This is a genomic window from Streptomyces sp. NPDC020379 (assembly GCF_044387105.1).
Taxonomy (GTDB): domain Bacteria; phylum Actinomycetota; class Actinomycetes; order Streptomycetales; family Streptomycetaceae; genus Streptomyces.
Genome location: NZ_JBIRVR010000004.1, coordinates 318734 through 334642, shown reverse-complemented (window position 1 = coordinate 334642; position 15909 = coordinate 318734). Strand labels below are relative to the sequence as shown.

General features: G+C 71.9%; 17 protein-coding genes and 1 tRNA gene. 2 read left to right on the top strand and 16 right to left on the bottom strand.

Going from position 1 to position 15909, the window contains the following annotated elements; genetic code table 11:
* Nucleotides 1-88 precede the first annotated feature (88 nt).
* The 8 genes from ACH427_RS08050 to ACH427_RS08015 all read right to left on the bottom strand — a co-directional run bounded on the left by ACH427_RS08050 (nt 89) and on the right by ACH427_RS08015 (nt 4624).
* Nucleotides 89-322 carry a hypothetical protein gene (locus ACH427_RS08050; RefSeq protein ID WP_361530883.1) on the bottom strand — a complete coding sequence of 78 codons (234 nt, stop codon included), beginning with the start codon at nt 320-322 and terminating at the stop codon, nt 89-91.
* A 123-nt stretch (nt 323-445) separates the two neighbouring features.
* Nucleotides 446-518, bottom strand: a tRNA-Ala gene (locus ACH427_RS08045).
* Nucleotides 519-634: 116 nt separating this feature from the next.
* A complete protein-coding gene (locus ACH427_RS08040) occupies nt 635-1312 on the bottom strand; it encodes a histidine phosphatase family protein (protein WP_398868597.1) in 678 nt (225 codons plus the stop codon).
* The gene (rsfS, locus tag ACH427_RS08035; RefSeq protein ID WP_398868562.1) at nt 1309-1749 is read right to left on the bottom strand and encodes a ribosome silencing factor; all 441 of its coding nucleotides are present in this window, start codon (nt 1747-1749) and stop codon (nt 1309-1311) included. The genes ACH427_RS08040 and rsfS overlap by 4 nt, the downstream gene beginning before the upstream one ends.
* A gap of 115 nt (nt 1750-1864) precedes the next feature.
* On the bottom strand, nt 1865-3514 hold the full coding sequence (locus ACH427_RS08030) for an LCP family protein (protein WP_398868561.1): 1650 nt from the start codon (nt 3512-3514) through the stop codon (nt 1865-1867).
* A 19-nt stretch (nt 3515-3533) separates the two neighbouring features.
* Nucleotides 3534-4139: a nicotinate-nucleotide adenylyltransferase gene (gene nadD / locus ACH427_RS08025; RefSeq protein WP_398868559.1), complete on the bottom strand. Its 606-nt coding sequence runs from the start codon at nt 4137-4139 to the stop codon at nt 3534-3536.
* A gap of 56 nt (nt 4140-4195) precedes the next feature.
* Entirely contained in the window at nt 4196-4360 is a 165-nt protein-coding gene (locus ACH427_RS08020) for a hypothetical protein (protein WP_398868558.1), read from the bottom strand.
* A 93-nt stretch (nt 4361-4453) separates the two neighbouring features.
* Entirely contained in the window at nt 4454-4624 is a 171-nt protein-coding gene (locus ACH427_RS08015; protein WP_398868557.1) for a hypothetical protein, read from the bottom strand.
* 102 nt (nt 4625-4726) lie between these two features.
* On the opposite strand from ACH427_RS08015, the gene ACH427_RS08010 reads away from it, so the two are divergent.
* Nucleotides 4727-5905, top strand: a complete 1179-nt coding sequence (locus ACH427_RS08010) for a M48 family metallopeptidase (protein ID WP_398868556.1) — start codon at nt 4727-4729, stop codon at nt 5903-5905.
* 53 nt (nt 5906-5958) lie between these two features.
* On the opposite strand, the gene ACH427_RS08005 is transcribed toward ACH427_RS08010, so the two are convergent.
* The 5 genes from ACH427_RS08005 to proB form a co-directional block, all read right to left on the bottom strand.
* Nucleotides 5959-7044, bottom strand: coding sequence for a hypothetical protein (locus ACH427_RS08005; protein WP_398868554.1), 1086 nt, complete (start codon nt 7042-7044; stop codon nt 5959-5961).
* Nucleotides 7045-7153: 109 nt separating this feature from the next.
* Nucleotides 7154-7786, bottom strand: coding sequence for a hypothetical protein (locus tag ACH427_RS08000; protein WP_398868553.1), 633 nt, complete (start codon nt 7784-7786; stop codon nt 7154-7156).
* A 50-nt stretch (nt 7787-7836) separates the two neighbouring features.
* Complete coding sequence (locus ACH427_RS07995) at nt 7837-9156, bottom strand: glutamate-5-semialdehyde dehydrogenase (RefSeq protein WP_398868552.1); 1320 nt, start codon at nt 9154-9156, stop codon at nt 7837-7839.
* Nucleotides 9157-9261: 105 nt separating this feature from the next.
* Nucleotides 9262-9756, bottom strand: coding sequence for a hypothetical protein (locus ACH427_RS07990; RefSeq protein WP_398868551.1), 495 nt, complete (start codon nt 9754-9756; stop codon nt 9262-9264).
* 215 nt (nt 9757-9971) lie between these two features.
* The gene (gene proB / locus ACH427_RS07985) at nt 9972-11072 is read right to left on the bottom strand and encodes a glutamate 5-kinase (RefSeq protein WP_398868596.1); all 1101 of its coding nucleotides are present in this window, start codon (nt 11070-11072) and stop codon (nt 9972-9974) included.
* Nucleotides 11073-11372: 300 nt separating this feature from the next.
* Here proB and ACH427_RS07980 point away from each other — a divergent pair, with 300 nt between their 5' ends.
* Nucleotides 11373-13406: a hypothetical protein gene (locus tag ACH427_RS07980; RefSeq protein WP_398868550.1), complete on the top strand. Its 2034-nt coding sequence runs from the start codon at nt 11373-11375 to the stop codon at nt 13404-13406.
* Nucleotides 13407-13662: 256 nt separating this feature from the next.
* Here ACH427_RS07980 and obgE read toward each other — a convergent pair whose 3' ends face one another.
* From obgE to rplU, 3 genes are all read right to left on the bottom strand, one after another.
* Complete coding sequence (gene obgE / locus ACH427_RS07975; RefSeq protein ID WP_398868549.1) at nt 13663-15099, bottom strand: GTPase ObgE; 1437 nt, start codon at nt 15097-15099, stop codon at nt 13663-13665.
* A 148-nt stretch (nt 15100-15247) separates the two neighbouring features.
* Nucleotides 15248-15505, bottom strand: a complete 258-nt coding sequence (rpmA, locus tag ACH427_RS07970; protein WP_361535646.1) for a 50S ribosomal protein L27 — start codon at nt 15503-15505, stop codon at nt 15248-15250.
* Between the two features lie 14 nt (nt 15506-15519).
* Nucleotides 15520-15840 (bottom strand): 50S ribosomal protein L21, encoded by a 321-nt coding sequence (gene rplU, locus ACH427_RS07965; RefSeq protein ID WP_087928145.1) that lies wholly within the window; start codon nt 15838-15840, stop codon nt 15520-15522.
* Between the last annotated feature and the right edge of the window lie 69 nt (nt 15841-15909).

Genomic DNA, 15909 nt, shown 5'->3' with positions numbered 1-15909 from the left:
TCTCGACCCCCAGGACGCGCCCGCGCACAAGGGCGGTTGCCCGAAGTGGCGTGAAAAATCGGGCGGAAGGGCCCGCGGGGGCGGGCTCTCAGGCGGTGGCGAAGGAGTAGAAACGCTTCAACGTGCAGTGTTCGTCGAGCAGTCGGCCGTAGATGGGCTCGCCCTCGAGCTCGCGGTAGGTCTCGATCGGGTCGCCTTTTATGATCAGCGCCCGCGCGCACTCCACGCACCAGTATTGGTAGGAGGGGTTGAGCGGCTCCATGTCGCGGACGATCGGCGTCCCGCTGCCGCACCAGTCGCACTTCCGGCTGTGTGCACCCATGGGTCAGCCGTTCCCTCCCCTTTGGTCCCGTCCGCTACCGGCCGTCCGATTCTGCCACGAGACCCTGTCGGAACAGCAACAATCCCGCCTCTCCTTGACGGAGAGACGGGATCGTCCGGATTGTGGAGCTAAGGAGAATTGAACTCCTGACCTCCTGCATGCCATGCAGGCGCTCTACCAACTGAGCTATAGCCCCGCTGTTCTCGGCTTCCCCCGGAGGTTTCCCTCCGCGTTCCCCGCGAACAAGAAGAACTTTAGCCTGTGACCTGGCCAGATGTGAAATCGGGCCGTGGGCGGCGCCGGGCGGGCCGCTCAGTCGTCGTCGCCGAGCACCGGCTCGGGCAGCGTCCCCGCGTTGTGCTCCAGCAGCCGCCAGCCACGCGCGCCCTCACCGAGCACCGACCAGCAGCAGTTGGTGAGGCCGCCGAGCGCCTCCCAGGACGAGGACTCCAGGCCGAGCAGGCGGCCGATCGTCGTACGGATGGTGCCGCCGTGGCTGACCACGACGAGCGTGCCGCCCTCGGGCAGCTTGTCGGCCTGGGCGAGGACGACCGGGGCGGCCCGGTCGGCGACCTCGGTCTCCAGCTCACCGCCGCCGCGCCGCACGGGCTCGCCGCGCTTCCACGCCGCGTACTGCTCGCCGTACCGCCCGATGATCTCGTCGTGCGTGAGGCCCTGCCACTCGCCCGCGTACGTCTCGCGCAGGGCGGCGTCGTGGGCGACCGGCAGGCCGGTGACGGCCGCCAGCTCCGCGGCGGTCGCCGCGGCGCGCTTGAGGTCGGAGGCGACGATGGCGTCCGGCCGCAGGGCGGCCAGCAGCCGGGCGGCCCGGCGCGCCTGCGCGACGCCGGTGCCGGTCAGCTCGATGTCCGTGGAGCCCTGGAAGCGGCGCTCCAGATTCCATGCGGTCTGGCCGTGCCGCCAGAGGACGATGCGCCGGCCCCTGGTGGCCGCGGCGCCCGCTCCCGTACCGCCCGCGCTGCCGTTCAGCTCAGCTCACCGTCCAGGTCGGCCCCACCGGCCTGCGTCTTGGCGTGCTCCTCGGCCTTGCCGCGGGTCGCGACGGCGTCGGCCGGGAGGTCGATCTCGGGGCAGTCCTTCCACAGCCGCTCCAGGGCGTAGAAGACACGCTCCTCGCTGTGCTGCACGTGGACGACGATGTCGACGTAGTCGAGCAGCACCCAGCGGGCCTCGCGGTCGCCCTCGCGGCGCACCGGCTTGGCGCCGAGCTGCTTGCTCAGCTGCTCCTCGATCTCGTCGACGATCGACTTGACCTGGCGGTCGTTGGGGGCCGAGGCCAGCAGGAAGGCGTCGGTGATCGACAGTACGTCGCTGACGTCGTACGCGATGATGTCGTGCGCGAGCTTGTCTGCGGCCGCCTGTGCGGCGGCCTTGATGAGCTCGATGGAGCGGTCCGTGGCGGTCACAAGCCATGCTTTCGATAAAGAGGGTCAGTACGCCTCAAGGGTCTCACGACCCGCCGACAGCACTCCTGGCCTTTTCGCCACGGCCGGCCGGGCCCTCGCCCGGCCGGTCCGGCCGTCAGCTCTTGTAGTCCTTGCCCAGCACCACGGTGACGTCGGCGTTGGCGGCTCCGGTGCCCTTCTTCACGGCGCCCGCGGGCAGGCCCAGCGTCTTGGCGACCTCCTTGGCGTCGGCCTCCCGCCGGTCGTCCGCGTAGGTCACCGCGGACGCCGCCTCGGCCGTGCCCGCCGTGCCCGCGTCGACGACGGTGTAGCCGCCGTTGACGAGCGTGACCTGGGCGGTCCCGGACGCGCTCTTGGCCCCTGTGGCGTTCTTCACGCTGACCCGGGGCGTCGCGTTCCTGCCGCCGGTGTCCTTCACCGTGCCGCCGAGGATGTCCTTGACCACCTTGCCGGTCGCCTGGTCGCCGAGCGTCCCGTCGGTCTGCACGGGCAGCGCCGTGGTGTCGTACGCGCCCGCCTTGGCGAGCGTGGCGAGCCGGGCCAGGGAGGCGCCGAGCTGTTCGACGGACAGGGACGGGTCCGGGATCTGCGCGAGGGACTCCATCGTGCGGGTGGCGGCCGCGGGGTCGCCGGACAGCTTCTTCAGCACCGCCTGCATGACCTGTCCGAAGCGGGCCAGCTGCTTGCCGGGGTCCTCGCCGGAGGCCCGGTAGGTGGCGTACGCCACGGCCATCTGGCCGCCCAGGTTCTGCGCGGCGCCCTTGCGCACCACAGGGCTGTCGCCGGGCTTCGCGCCGGGGACGTCGGTGTCGGTGTCCAGGGCGATCCCGCCGACGAGCTCGACGAGGTTCTCCAGATACGGGGTGTCCAGCCGCCAGCTGCCCTTGATGTCCGCGCCCAGCAGGGTGTTCAGGGCGTCGCGGGTCGCGCCGGTGCCGTCGTCCTGGACGGACTTGCCGAGGGTGGTGGAACCGCCGCTGTCCTTGGCGACGGCCAGCGTGTTCGGCAGCAGGACCGTCGTGCCCTTCTTGGTGGTCTCGTTGTCGACCAGCAGCGCGGTGGAGCTGCCGCCCCCCTGCGTCTGCCGCAGGTGGACGACGATCACGTCGCGCTTCTGCGCCCCGTGCGCCGCGGCCGTGCCCTTCGTGTCACCGGAACCGGCCCACCACATGTAGGCGGCCGCGCCGCCCAGGGCGAGCACGAGCACCACGACGAGGGCGATGACGCGATTGCGTCCCTTGCGCTTGCGCTCGTCGCGCCGTTCGGTGCGGCTCTCGCTGAACTTGAGCCAGTCGATGACGTCCTCGGAGTCCTCGTCCGGCTCCTCGATGAAGGAGAACTGCTCGGTGCGGTAGTCCGGCGCGGGCGCCTGGCCGGGCACCCTGGGGGACGGCTCCTGCCGCTCCTCCCGCGGCGCCTCGCCCGCCTCGTGCGCGGGGGCACCGGCCTGCCGGGGGATCCACTCCTGCTGCTGCGTCTGCTGCGCGGGCTGTACGGGCTGCGCGGGCTGCTGCTGCGGCTCGTAGAACTGGTGCTGCTGCTCGTTCAGCTGCTGGGGCTGCGCGTACGGGTCATAGCCCTGGCCCTCGTAGCCGTAGCCCTGCTGGGGCTGTTGCTGTACGGGCCGCACCGGCTGCCCGTACTCGTCGTACACCCGCTCCGGGGCGTCCGGCCGGTAGACCGGCTGTCCATAGGCGTCATAGCCGTGGACCTGCGGCTGACGGCCGTACGGGTCCTGCGCGTACGGGTCCTGTCGGTCGTTCACCGGTGCCCCTCACGTGCCTTCAGTGCCGGTACAGGTCGCGCTTGTCGATGTAGCGCACCACACCGTCGGGCACCAGATACCAGACCGGGTCGCCCTTCGCCACGCGCGTGCGGCAGTCGGAGGAGGAGATCGCGAGCGCGGGCACCTCGACGAGCGAGACGCCGCCCTCGGGCAGACCGGGGTTGGCCAGTATGTGGCCCGGCCTGGTCACACCGATGAAGTGGGCCAGCGAGAAGAGCTCCTCGGTGTCCCGCCAGGTGAGGATCTGGGCCAGCGCGTCGGCGCCGGTGATGAAGAACAGGTCGGCGTCGTCGTTGAGGGCGCGCAGGTCGCGGAGGGTGTCGGTGGTGTACGTCGGCCCGCCGCGGTCGATGTCGATACGGCTGACCGAGAACTGCGGGTTGGACGCGGTGGCGATCACCGTCATCAGATAGCGGTCCTCGGCCGGTGACACCGTCCGGTGGCTCTTCTGCCACGGCTGACCCGTGGGTACGAAAACGACCTCGTCGAGGTGGAACCGCGCGGCCACCTCGCTGGCGGCGACCAGGTGGCCGTGGTGGACCGGGTCGAACGTCCCGCCCATCACTCCGAGCCGCCGCTTCACGGGCCCTGTCTGCTCTCCCATGCGTGCAGACCCTACTGGGCGCGGCGGGACGCCGAACCCGCAGGGACCGGGTGTGCTCAGCGGTCGCGGTTGAAGCGGGTCGTGATCCACAGGAGGAGCACCAGGATGACCAGGGCGGCCCCGCCGGTCATGTACGGGCTGAGGCTCGGGTGGTTGTCCACGTGCTCGCCCTCGGAGGCGAGAGTGGCCAGGGCTGTGTGGGCTGAGGCGAAAGCGCTCATCGTCGGCAGGACCTATCCGGGACGGTAGTCGGGCAGAGACTTCTGCCACATCGTATGCGGGGGGCGTGCGCGGGCTCACGCCGACTCCACAGGTCAGTCCTTCTTGCCGTACCCGCGGAGCAGGAACCAGGCGAGGAAGGCGATGCCGACGACGCCGACGACGAGGACCGTGCGGATGAGGTCGCCGGGGCCCTGGTCGCCCTTGGAGACGGCGAGCAGTTCGGTGAAGCCGGGGTTCGCGGTGAAAGCGTGGATGTCGGGCATGCCTCCAACGGTAGCCATGTCCGGGGCAGCGCCTACTGTGGGGTTGGGCAGCCGGGCGGGTGACGGCCGCCGGGCCATGATCAGCGCATGGAGGGGGTCTTGATGAGTGACACCGACGACGGCGCCAAGGGCGAGAACGCTCCCGGCACGGCCGGCGAGGGGCACGAGCGGGCGCCCGGCCGGCAGCGGAAGCGGTTCCCCGGGATCTCCTCGCGCGCCTATGAGCACCCCGCGGACCGCTCGGCCCTGGTGGCGCTGCGCAAGCTGAGCGGCTTCGACACCGTCTTCAAGGCGCTGAGCGGGCTGCTGCCGGAGCGCAGCCTGCGGCTGCTGTATCTCTCCGACTCGGTGCGGGTGAGCGACCAGCAGTTCCAGCACCTGCACACGATGCTGCTGGACGCCTGTTACATCCTGGACCTGCCGAAGGTCCCGCCGATGTACGTCACCCAGGACCCGCAGCCCAACGCCATGTGCATCGGCCTGGACGAGCCGATCATCGTGGTCAGCACGGGCCTCGTCGAGCTGCTGGACGAGGAGGAGATGCGGGCGGTCGTCGGCCACGAGGCCGGCCACGCGCTCTCGGGCCACGCGGTCTACCGGACGATACTGCTGTTCCTCACCAACTTCGCGCTCAAGATCGCCTGGATCCCGCTGGGCAATCTCGCGGTGATGGCCATCGTGACGGCGCTGCGCGAGTGGTTCCGCAAGTCGGAGCTGTCGGCGGACCGGGCGGGCCTGCTGGTGGGCCAGGACCTCGAGGCGTCGATGCGCGGCCTGATGAAGATCGCGGGCGGCAACCACCTGCACGAGATGAACGTGGACGCGTTCCTCGCGCAGGCCGAGGAGTACGAGGCGGGCGGCGACCTGCGCGACTCCGTACTGAAGATCATGAACGTGCTGCCGCGCACGCACCCCTTCACGACCGTGCGGGCGGCGGAGCTCAAGAAGTGGGCCGGGAGCCGCGACCACCAGCGGATCATGGACGGCCACTACCCGCGGCGCTCGGAGGACGGCAACACCTCGGTGTCGGACTCCTTCCGGGAGTCGGCGAGCCATTACGCGGACTCCGTGCGGGCCAGCAAGGACCCGCTGATGGGCCTGGTGCGGGACCTCGCGGGCGGGGCCAGTGACCTCGGTGGGCGCCTGCGCGACACATTCACCGGGCGGAGCTCTTCGGGGCCGTCCTCCTCCAAGGGCGAGCAGAGCGCCTCGGAGGGGCCCGAGAGGCCCGGGGACGGTCCGGAGGACAGGAAGCCGGGCGGCGGGACGCCGCGGCCTTAGACGGCCGCTGAGGGGCTCCGCCGGCCTGGCCCCCGCCGGGGCCGAGGCCCCCGCTAACGGGCCGGCTGCGCGCTCGCCGCCAGCGAGCCGCAGAGCGCCGTCCCGTCCTGGCCCGTCGTGTAGGGGTTGGTGACCGCCGGGCCGTCCCCGCTCGCGCGCTCGCCCGCCAGCAGGGGGCGGAGGAAGCCCGCGTCGTCCGCCGAGCAGGACTCCGGGCCCGCCTGGAGACTGCTCTGCACCACGGTCAGGTGGTGGTCCTGGAGGCCGTCCCGGTCGAAGCGGAAGCGCATCGTGCGGCGCACGGTGAACAGCGAGGCGCCGTCCGTCTCGGCACCGAGGTCGGCGCCCGCCTTCGCGGGCCGCAGCGCGTAGACGAACGTGTGGTCGCCCGAGACCTCCAGCGTGCCGGGGGCCGTCTCCGAGACGGAGAAGACGCCCTGGGTCCGCACGGGCGTGTTCACCAGGGCCACCTGGCCGGGGTCGAAGCGGATCAGCCAGCCGGTGGCGGCGTGCCGCCCGTCGCCGGAGGGGTGGTCGAAGCTGCGGTCGAACTGATCGAGCTGCGCCGGGTCGAGCAGCACCCGCAGCGTGCGCTGCGCCCCGCCGACCAGGACGGCCGGGTCGGTCGCGGACTTCACCACGTACTCCTTGGCGGCGGCCAGCGCGGCCATCACCTGGCTCTCGGAGAAGTGCTGCGTGCTGCGCGCGGGAGGCAGGGTGACGCCCTCCTCGCCCAGCCGGAACTGCGCGGCCGGGCTGTGGTCGAAGAGCTGCGCCGCCGGACCGCCGGGCACGGGGTCGCGCGGGGCGAGGGGTATGACCGTGGAGCGCATCGGCTCCGCGACGGGCACCACCGCTTCCTTGTAGGGATGGCGCAGGCCCATGTAGACAGCCGTGCCGAAGGCCAGGGCGATCAGTATCACCAGGACGAGCACCTGTCGCGAGGTGCTGACACGGGCCCACACATGGCGGTTGCGCACGGCGAGCGCGTGGTCACCCATCCGCTCGCGCGCGGAGAACTCCTGAAGGCGGGCAGCGCGGATGAACGATTCGTCGAAGACGACGGATCGGTACTCGTCCTCCCCGCCCCCGGGGACACCCTCGGGCGTCCCCTCAGGTGGGTCTCCAGGCCCGTCCATACCTCAAGAGTAGGTCCGTCGGGGCCTCGGTAAACGCGCTGGTACACGACAAGTTGTGAGGAAAATTCCGGGTGCCGGGTGCACGCATGTCAACCCCCGCCCGACCTGGTCAGCGGCGGGGTGCCGCGGAGGCCACCGGGGGCTCCGAGTCGACCGACACCGACGGCAGCGGGCCCGGCCGCCCGCCCGCCGGGGCGTCCACTCCGGTGGTCGCGGGCGGCGGATCGGAGCCGGGCCGGTTGCCGGAGGACGTGCTGCGGTAGACGGCGGCGAAGGCGAGGGCCACCACGCCGATGCCCATCACCACGGCGAGCAGCCACGCCACGGGGCGCTGCCACCGGGCGTGCCCCCGATAGGGCCCACGCGCGCCGCCGTAGCGCCCGTACGGGCCGTAGGCGTCGTCCGGGTCCAGCTCGTGGGCGAGGGTGTACCAGCCGCTCGCACGGCCGCTGTGGTGGCCTGTGGGGCCCGCGACGAACCCGCCCTCGTAGGGCTCCTCGAAATCCAGCGCGTCGTCGTCGGCGGGCCCGCCGCCCGCCCGGGCCCGGGAGGCTTCCGCCTCCGCGCGGGCCTGGGCGGCGGCGAGCATCCGCTCGGCCGCGGTCGGTTCGTGGATCGCGGCGGACCGCACGAACTCCTCGTCGAAGACCACGGAGGCGAACGCGTCGTCCGCGTCTCCGTGGCGGTGGCTGTCGGGCTCCTCGCCGTCCGGGAACGGCTGGCCCCCCACGTCGTCCGGCACCCGTCCAGCGTAGCCCCGGAAAGCTCAATCCGTGCAGCCGGTACGGGAATTCAGCTTCCCGGACGGGCTCCGCCGCGAATGTGCCCGTCGCCCGTGACGATGTACTTCGTCGAGGTGAGCTCGGGGAGCCCCATCGGCCCGCGGGCGTGCAACTTCTGCGTGGAGATGCCGATCTCGGCTCCGAAGCCGAACTGACTGCCGTCGGTGAACCGCGTCGAGGCGTTGACCGCGACCGTCGTCGCGTCCACCAGCTGGGTGAAGCGGCGGGCGGCCGCCTGTGACGTGGTGACGATCGCCTCGGTGTGTCCGGAGGTCCACAGCCGGATGTGCCGTACGGCCGCGTCCAGGTCGTCCATCACCGCGGCCGCGATGTCGTACGACAGATACTCCGTCTCCCAGTCCTCGACGGTCGCGGGCACGACGGTCGCCGGGCTGCCCTCCGCCAGCGCGAGCACCCGCTCGCAGCCGTGGACGGTCACGCCCGCCTCGGCGAGCGCGGCGAGGGCGCGCGGCATGAACTCCGCCGCGATGTCCTGGTGGACGAGCAGTGTCTCGGCCGCGTTGCACACACTGGGGCGCTGCGCCTTGGAGTTGACGAGGATGTCCACGGCCATGTCGATGTCGGCGTCGGCGTCCACGTACACATGGCAGTTGCCGGTGCCCGTCTCGATGACCGGGACGGTGGACTCCTCCACGACCGTACGGATCAACGAGGCGCCGCCGCGCGGGATCAGCACGTCGACCATGCCCCGGGCGCGCATCAGCTCCCGTACGGACTCCCGGCTCTCGCCCGGGACCAGCTGCACGGCGTCGGCCGGCAGCCCGGCGCCGCCCACGGCGTCCCGCAGGACGCGCACGAGGGCGGTGTTGGAGGCGTAGGCGGAGGAAGAGCCGCGCAGCAGCACGGCGTTGCCGGACTTCAGGCAGAGGGCGGCGGCGTCCACGGTGACGTTGGGCCGGGCCTCGTAGATGATGCCGACGACACCCAGCGGGACACGCACCTGGCGCAGGTCGATGCCGTTGGGGAGGGTGGAACCGCGCACGACCTCGCCGACGGGGTCGGGGAGCGCCACGACGTCCCGCACGTCCTTGGCGATGGCCCGCACCCGCTCGGGGGTGAGGGTCAGCCGGTCGATCACGGTCTCGCTGGTGCCGGCGGCGCGGGCCTTCTCGACGTCCTCGGCGTTGGCCTCGACGATCTCCTTGGTGCGCACCTCCAGCGCGTCGGCGATCGCCAGCAGCGCCTCGTCCTTCACCGAGCGCGGCAGTGGCGCCAGGTCGGCGGCCGCGGCGCGGGCACGGTAGGCCGCGCGCAGCACCGGGGACTGCGGCATGGGGTCGGCGAGGGGGGAGGGGAAAACGCTGCTCATGGCTCGCAGCCTAGCCGCGTCGCGCGCCCGGGCCACCATGCGTTCCGGACTGCGGACAGCACGCGGGCTCCACGGCGTCCGGAACGCGGCGCTTCAGGAGGCGCTTCAGAAGGGGTGCACGCCCACCGGGGTGGCCGGCAGCGGGCCGTAGCCCTCCGCGATGCGCTGGTGGTACGTCCCCCGGTCGATGACCTCCAGGCCGACGATCTCCCACGGCGGGAGCCGGGCGGACGAGCGGTGCTCGCCCCACAGCCGCAGCGCGACGGCCGCCGCGTCGTGCAGGTCGCGCGCCTCCTCCCAGTAGCGGATCTCGGCGTGGTCGTTGGCGTAGCGGCTGGTCAGCAGGAACGGGTGGTCGTGCGCGAGCTGTTCGAGGCCCCGGCGGACCTCGGCGAGCGGCGCCTCGGCTCCCGAGACGCTCAGGGTGATGTGCCACAGCCGTGACACCTCGCCCTCACGCTCCGCGGCCAGGGCCCCGCCCTCCCGCTGTTCGCCCTCCGCGCTCCCGCGTGGCCCCTCCACGGCGTCCCCCGTGCCGACGCTGGTCAGGGTGCGCTCCGCCGTCCCTCGGGGCATGGCCCCTGGGCGCCCTCGTCTCACCGGCGGCCTCCTGTTGTTCGCTGCTCCGCGCGCATACGGCGGAGCCGTGTCGTGCTGCTCTCGCTGCGCCCTGTGTTCGATGCCGGGAGCCGCCTGCCCGTGACGGTCCCCGCAACAAAGTTGACCAGCCTCCGGGCGGCCGCGTGGCGGTTTTCCCGAAGGTCCCCATGGAAAGGCTGGACCGATCGTGACTTCTCGTCCCTGTATGACGCCCGTCAGCGGCGCAGCACGACGAGGTCGTCCCGGTGCACGACCTCCCGCTCGTACCCGGGACCCAGCTCCTTGGCCAGGTCACGGGTGGAGCGGCCCAGCAGCTGCGGGATCTCCGCCGCGTCGAAGGCGACGAGCCCGCGGGCCACGGCCCGGCCCGCGGCGTCCCGGAGCTCGACCGGGTCGCCCGCGCTGAATTCACCCTCGACGGCCGCGATGCCGGCGGGCAGCAGGGACGCGCCGCCCTCGATCACGGCCCGCACGGCGCCGTCGTCGAGGGTGAGCGCCCCGCACGGCGCGGAGGCGTGCGCGAGCCACAGCAGGCGGTCGGTGGAGCGGCGGCCGGTGCGGTGGAAGAGGGTGCCGGTCGGCCGCCCGGCGAGGGCGTCGGCGGCCTGGCTGGCTGAGGTGAGCACCACGGGCACGCCGGCCGCGGCCGCGATCCGGGCCGCCTCGACCTTGGTGACCATGCCGCCGGTGCCGACGCCCGCCTTGCCCGCGCTGCCGATCGAGACGCCTTCGAGGTCCGCGGGGCCGCTGACCTCCGCGATCCGGGAGGTGCCCGGGATGCTGGGGTCGCCGTCGTACAGCCCGTCGACGTCCGACAGCAGGATCAGCAGGTCGGCCCGTACGAGGTGGGCGACGAGGGCGGCCAGCCGGTCGTTGTCGCCGAAGCGGATCTCGTCCGTGGCCACGGTGTCGTTCTCGTTGACGACCGGCACCGCGCCCATCGCCAGCAGCTGGTCGAGTGTGCGGTAGGCGTTGCGGTAGTGCGCGCGGCGGCTGGTGTCGTCCGTGGTGAGCAGCACCTGGCCGACGCGGCGGCCGTAGCGCGCGAAGGACGCCGTGTAACGGGCCACGAGGAGGCCCTGGCCGACGCTGGCGGCCGCCTGCTGGCGGGCCAGGTCGCGCGGGCGCCGGTCGAGCCCCAGGGGTGCGAGCCCGGCGGCGATGGCGCCGGAGGAGACCAGCACTATCTCCTTCTCCACGCCGGCCTTCGCCAGCGTGTCGACGAGTGCGTCAACGCGGTCGGCGTCGAGCCCCCCGCCCGCGGTGGTGAGTGACGAGGATCCCACCTTGACCACGATCCTGCGGGCGCCGGTCACCTCCGCCCGTGCCGCCGCCGCTGCCCCCGTACTCGCCCCTGCCCCTGTCACGTCCGCACACCTCTAGTGATCGCCGGTCCTGTGATGACTGCTCCGGCCCGCAAATCTACCGTCTGAGGATTGTGGTCGTTCGGCCCTGTTTTGCGATGATTGCCATCGGCGAAGATTGCCCCTGGACCAGCGACCGTCATACGGTCGGTGGTCGACCGCTGTCCTTCTCCCCTGGCCGACCGCCCGGAGGAGCCCCGCGGTCCCCCGCATTCCCCGTCCCTCCCCGCCCGCCTGCCAGGAGCCCGCCCAGTGCCTTCTGCCGGAACCGCCTCGCGCCGAGCCCTACAGCTCGTGGCGCTGCTCGCGATGCTGGTGTTCTTCGCCGCCCAGCTCGTCGGGGCGCTGCTGCCCCTCGTGCCGCTCCTGATCGCCGCCTCGGCGGCGGGCCTCGCGCTCGACCTCTACCTCCAGCACCGCGACCCCGGTCTGGTCGCCGTCCTCGGCAAGATCCGCTTCGACGTCATGGTGCGGCAGCTGCTGCGCGACATGATGGTGCTGATCGGACTGCTGCGGCTGCACGGCGACGGCTCGCTGCGCGACTATGCCCCGGTCTTCGTCGGCCTGGTGCTCTTCTACGCCGCGCACCTCGCCTGCCAGGCCACCGCGCTGCTGGTCCGCCGCAGCCGCACGCTGCCGTTCCTGACCCGGAACATCGACACGACGGGCCTGCGCCTGTCCGCCGCCCCGCCGCGCCTGCTGGCCCGCCAGCACGGCCGCCGGCTGCTGCGCTTCGCCGTCCCCGCCACCGCGGGCCTGCTGGTGACCGCCGCCACCGAGAAGCCCCTGTGGGGCGAGACCGGCGTCGGCGTCGCCCTCCTGCTGGCCCTGGGCGGCACCGCCTGGCTGGCCACCTGGCTGCGCCCGAAGAAGCGCATCGCCAACGACCAGCAGGCGCTGGAGTGGCTGGACCGCTGGTTCGCCGACTACAAGCCCACCGTCGGCATGTACTTCTCCGGCGGCACGAGCTCCGCCTACCAGGCCAACATGTGGCTCTCCACGCTCGCCGCGCTGGACGGCAACCCGGTCATCGTGCTCCGCGAGCGCTTCATGGTGCAGAAGATCGACGCCACCGACGTGCCGATCGTGTGCATCCCCAAGGTCGTCCATCTGATGGCCCTGGAGAAGTCGTCGCTGAAGATGATGCTGCACCCGGCGAACTCCGGTAAGACCTCGCAGGTGCTGCGCATGCCGTCCATCAAGCACGCCTTCACCAACCACGGCGAGAGCGACAAGCTCTCCAGCTGCAACCCGTACTCCAAGGCGTACGACGAGATCTGGGTCGCCGGGCCCGCCGCCCGCGAGCGCTACCAGCTCGCCGACATCGGTGTCGACGACCGCGACGTGGTCGAGGTCGGCCGTCCCCAGCTGGCGCCCATCCAGCCGTACGCCGGGGCGCCCGCCACGCCGTACACCACCGTGCTCTACGCCCCCACCTGGGAGGGCTGGGACGGCCAGCCGGGCAACACCTCGGTCATGCTCGCCGGCGAGAACATCGTCCGCGCGCTGCTGGCCGACCCCGCGGTGCGGCTGCTCTACAAGCCGCACCCGATGACCGGCTCCGTCGACCCGCGCGCCGGGCGCGCCGACGAGCGCATCCAGGCCATGATCCGCGAGGCCAACGCGAAGCGCGGCGGGGACCGGCCCGGCCCCGAGGCGGCCGCCGAGCTGGCGCGCCGCACGGCCGAGCTGGACCGGCTCACCACCAGCACCTTCCGGGACAGCGCCGACGAGGTCGAGCGCATGATGCTCCAGGGCACGCCCGAGAAGGGGCGCGCCGCGACCGTGGAGGCCGCGACGGCCGCCTGGGAGGCCGCGTACTGGGCCTCGCTGCCGGTCTGGGAGCACCAGATCATCACCGGCCCGCGCCCGGCGCTCTACACCTGCTTCAACCAGTCCGACCTGCTGATCAGCGATGTCTCCAGCGTGGTCTCGGACTACCTGATCAGTGAGAAGCCGTACGCCGTGGCGAACACCAGCGGGATGGCCGAGGAGGAGTTCCGGGCCGCGTTCCCGACGGTGAGCGCGGCGACGATCCTCACCCCGGAGGCGACCGAGGTGCCGGGGCTGCTCGCCGCGGTCCGCGACCCCGGCCTGGACGGCTTCGCCGCGGCGCGCGCGGAGCTCAAGGTCCAGCTGCTGGGCCCGTCCGACCCGCCGTCGCTGGTCCGCTTCAACGCCGCGGCGCTCTCCCTCGCGGCGGAGGCCGACGCGCGACGCGAGCGCATGGAGGCTCGCGCCTCCGAGATCCCCCCGCAGCGCGCGGACGAGACGGCGTCCGTCTGACCCCGCCCTCAGTCGCCGGGCGAGCTGGTTTTCCCTCCAGCTCGCCCGGCGGTTTTTTGTTCCCCCGCCCTTCCGGAAACCGGGGCTGATTTCAGCCCGTCCGGCGATTGAGGACAGCGCGCGAAGCGTGCTTCGGGGTCTGGGGCGAAGCCCCGGTTCGGGAAGGGGCGGGGCTGGGGAACAAAAAACCGCCCGGCGAGCGGGCACACCCAGAAGGTGCACCCGTCACCGGGCGGTGAGTTGATGACGCGTCAGGTCAGAACGGGTTGAAGCCGTCGAACTCCCGCTGCGCCTCGTCCCGCTCGGCCTCCCGCTCGCGACGGCGCGTGGCGGCCGGTCGCGGGGCCTCCAGGCGGTGGTCCTCGCCACGGCGGCCGAGCATCTCGGCGCCCGCCATCATCGTCGGCTCCCAGTCGAAGACGACCGCGTTGTCCTCGGCACCGATGGCCACGCCGTCGCCCGCGCGCGCGCCGGCCTTCAGCAACTCGTCCTCGACACCGAGGCGGTTGAGGCGGTCCGCCAGATAGCCGACGGCCTCGTCGTTGTTGAAGTCGGTCTGGCGCACCCAGCGCTCCGGCTTCTCGCCGCGCACGCGGTAGATGCCGTCGTCCTCCAGCGTGACCGTGAAGCCCGCGTCGTCCACGGCCTTCGGGCGGATGACGATGCGGGTCGCCTCCTCCTTCGGCTTCGCGGCGCGCGCCGCGGAGATGATGCCGGCCAGCGCGAAGGAGAGCTCCTTCAGGCCCGTACGGGCCACGGCGGAGACCTCGAAGACCTGGTAGCCGCGGGCCTCCAGGTCGGGGCGGATCATGTCGGCCAGGTCCTGACCGTCCGGGATGTCGATCTTGTTGAGGACGACGATGCGCGGCCGGTCGTCGAGACCGCCGTACTGCGCCAGCTCCGCCTCGATGACGTCCAGGTCGGAGACCGGGTCGCGGTCGGACTCCAGGGTCGCGGTGTCCAGCACGTGCACGAGGACCGAGCAGCGCTCGACGTGCCGCAGGAATTCGAGGCCGAGGCCCTTGCCCTGGCTGGCGCCCGGGATCAGACCCGGGACGTCGGCGATGGTGTAGACGGTCGAACCGGCCGTGACCACGCCCAGGTTCGGGACCAGCGTCGTGAAGGGGTAGTCCGCGATCTTCGGCTTGGCGGCGGAGAGCACCGAGATCAGCGAGGACTTGCCCGCGCTCGGGTAGCCGACCAGCGCCACGTCGGCGACGGTCTTGAGCTCCATGACGATGTCACGGGACTCGCCGGGCTCGCCGAGCAGCGCGAAGCCGGGGGCCTTGCGGCGGGCGGAGGCCAGCGCCGCGTTGCCCAGGCCGCCACGGCCGCCCTGGCCGGCGATGAAGGTGGTGCCCTGGCCGACCAGGTCGGCGAGGACGTTGCCGTCCTTGTCCAGGACGACGGTGCCGTCCGGCACGGGCAGGACGAGGTCCTGGCCGTCCTTGCCGGAGCGGTTGTCGCCGGCGCCCGGCTGGCCGTTGGTGGCCTTGCGGTGGGGGCTGTGGTGGTAGTCGAGGAGCGTGGTGACCGACTGGTCCACGACCAGGATCACGTCGCCGCCACGGCCGCCGTTGCCGCCGTCCGGGCCGCCGAGCGGCTTGAACTTCTCACGGTGAACGGAGGCGCAGCCGTGGCCTCCGTTACCCGCGGCGACATGCAGCTCGACGCGGTCCACGAAGGTGGTCATTGCGGTTGCCTCCTGGGGGTGCCCCCGGCCGGAGGCCGGGGGAGTACGGGGATGTCTCTGTACTAACACGCCGAGGGCGGACCGGCTTCCCCGTCAGGAAAAGCGGCCCGCCCTCGGAAAGGTGCTTTGTGTCGCGCCGAAAGGCTGATTACTCAGCGATCGGGACGATGTTCACGACCTTGCGACCACGGTGGGTGCCGAACTGCACCGCACCGGCGGCCAGCGCGAACAGGGTGTCGTCGCCACCGCGACCGACGCCCGCACCCGGGTGGAAGTGGGTGCCGCGCTGGCGGACCAGGATCTCACCGGCGTTGACGGCCTGGCCGCCGAAGCGCTTGACGCCGAGCCGCTGAGCGTTGGAGTCGCGACCGTTCCGAGTGGACGATGCGCCCTTCTTGTGTGCCATGTGTTCTCAGTCCCTTACTTCGCAGCCGTGGGGATGCCGGTGACCTTGATCGCCGTGTACTGCTGGCGGTGACCAATGCGCTTGCGGTAGCCGGTCTTGTTCTTGTACTTCAGGATGTCGATCTTGGCACCCTTGTGGTGGTCCACAATCTCGGCCTGGACCTTGATCCCGGCCAGCACCCACGGGTCGCTGGTGACGGACTCGCCGTCGACCACGAGCAGCGTGGAGAGCTCGACGGAGTCGCCCACCTTGCCGTCGGAAATCTTGTCAACCTCGACGATGTCGCCGACAGCAACCTTGTGCTGGCGACCACCGCTACGCACGATTGCGTACACGCGGATCTCACTCTCTCGCTGGTAATCGGGACCTCTGATGCCAGCCGCTCGCGTGGGCACGAAGCCCGC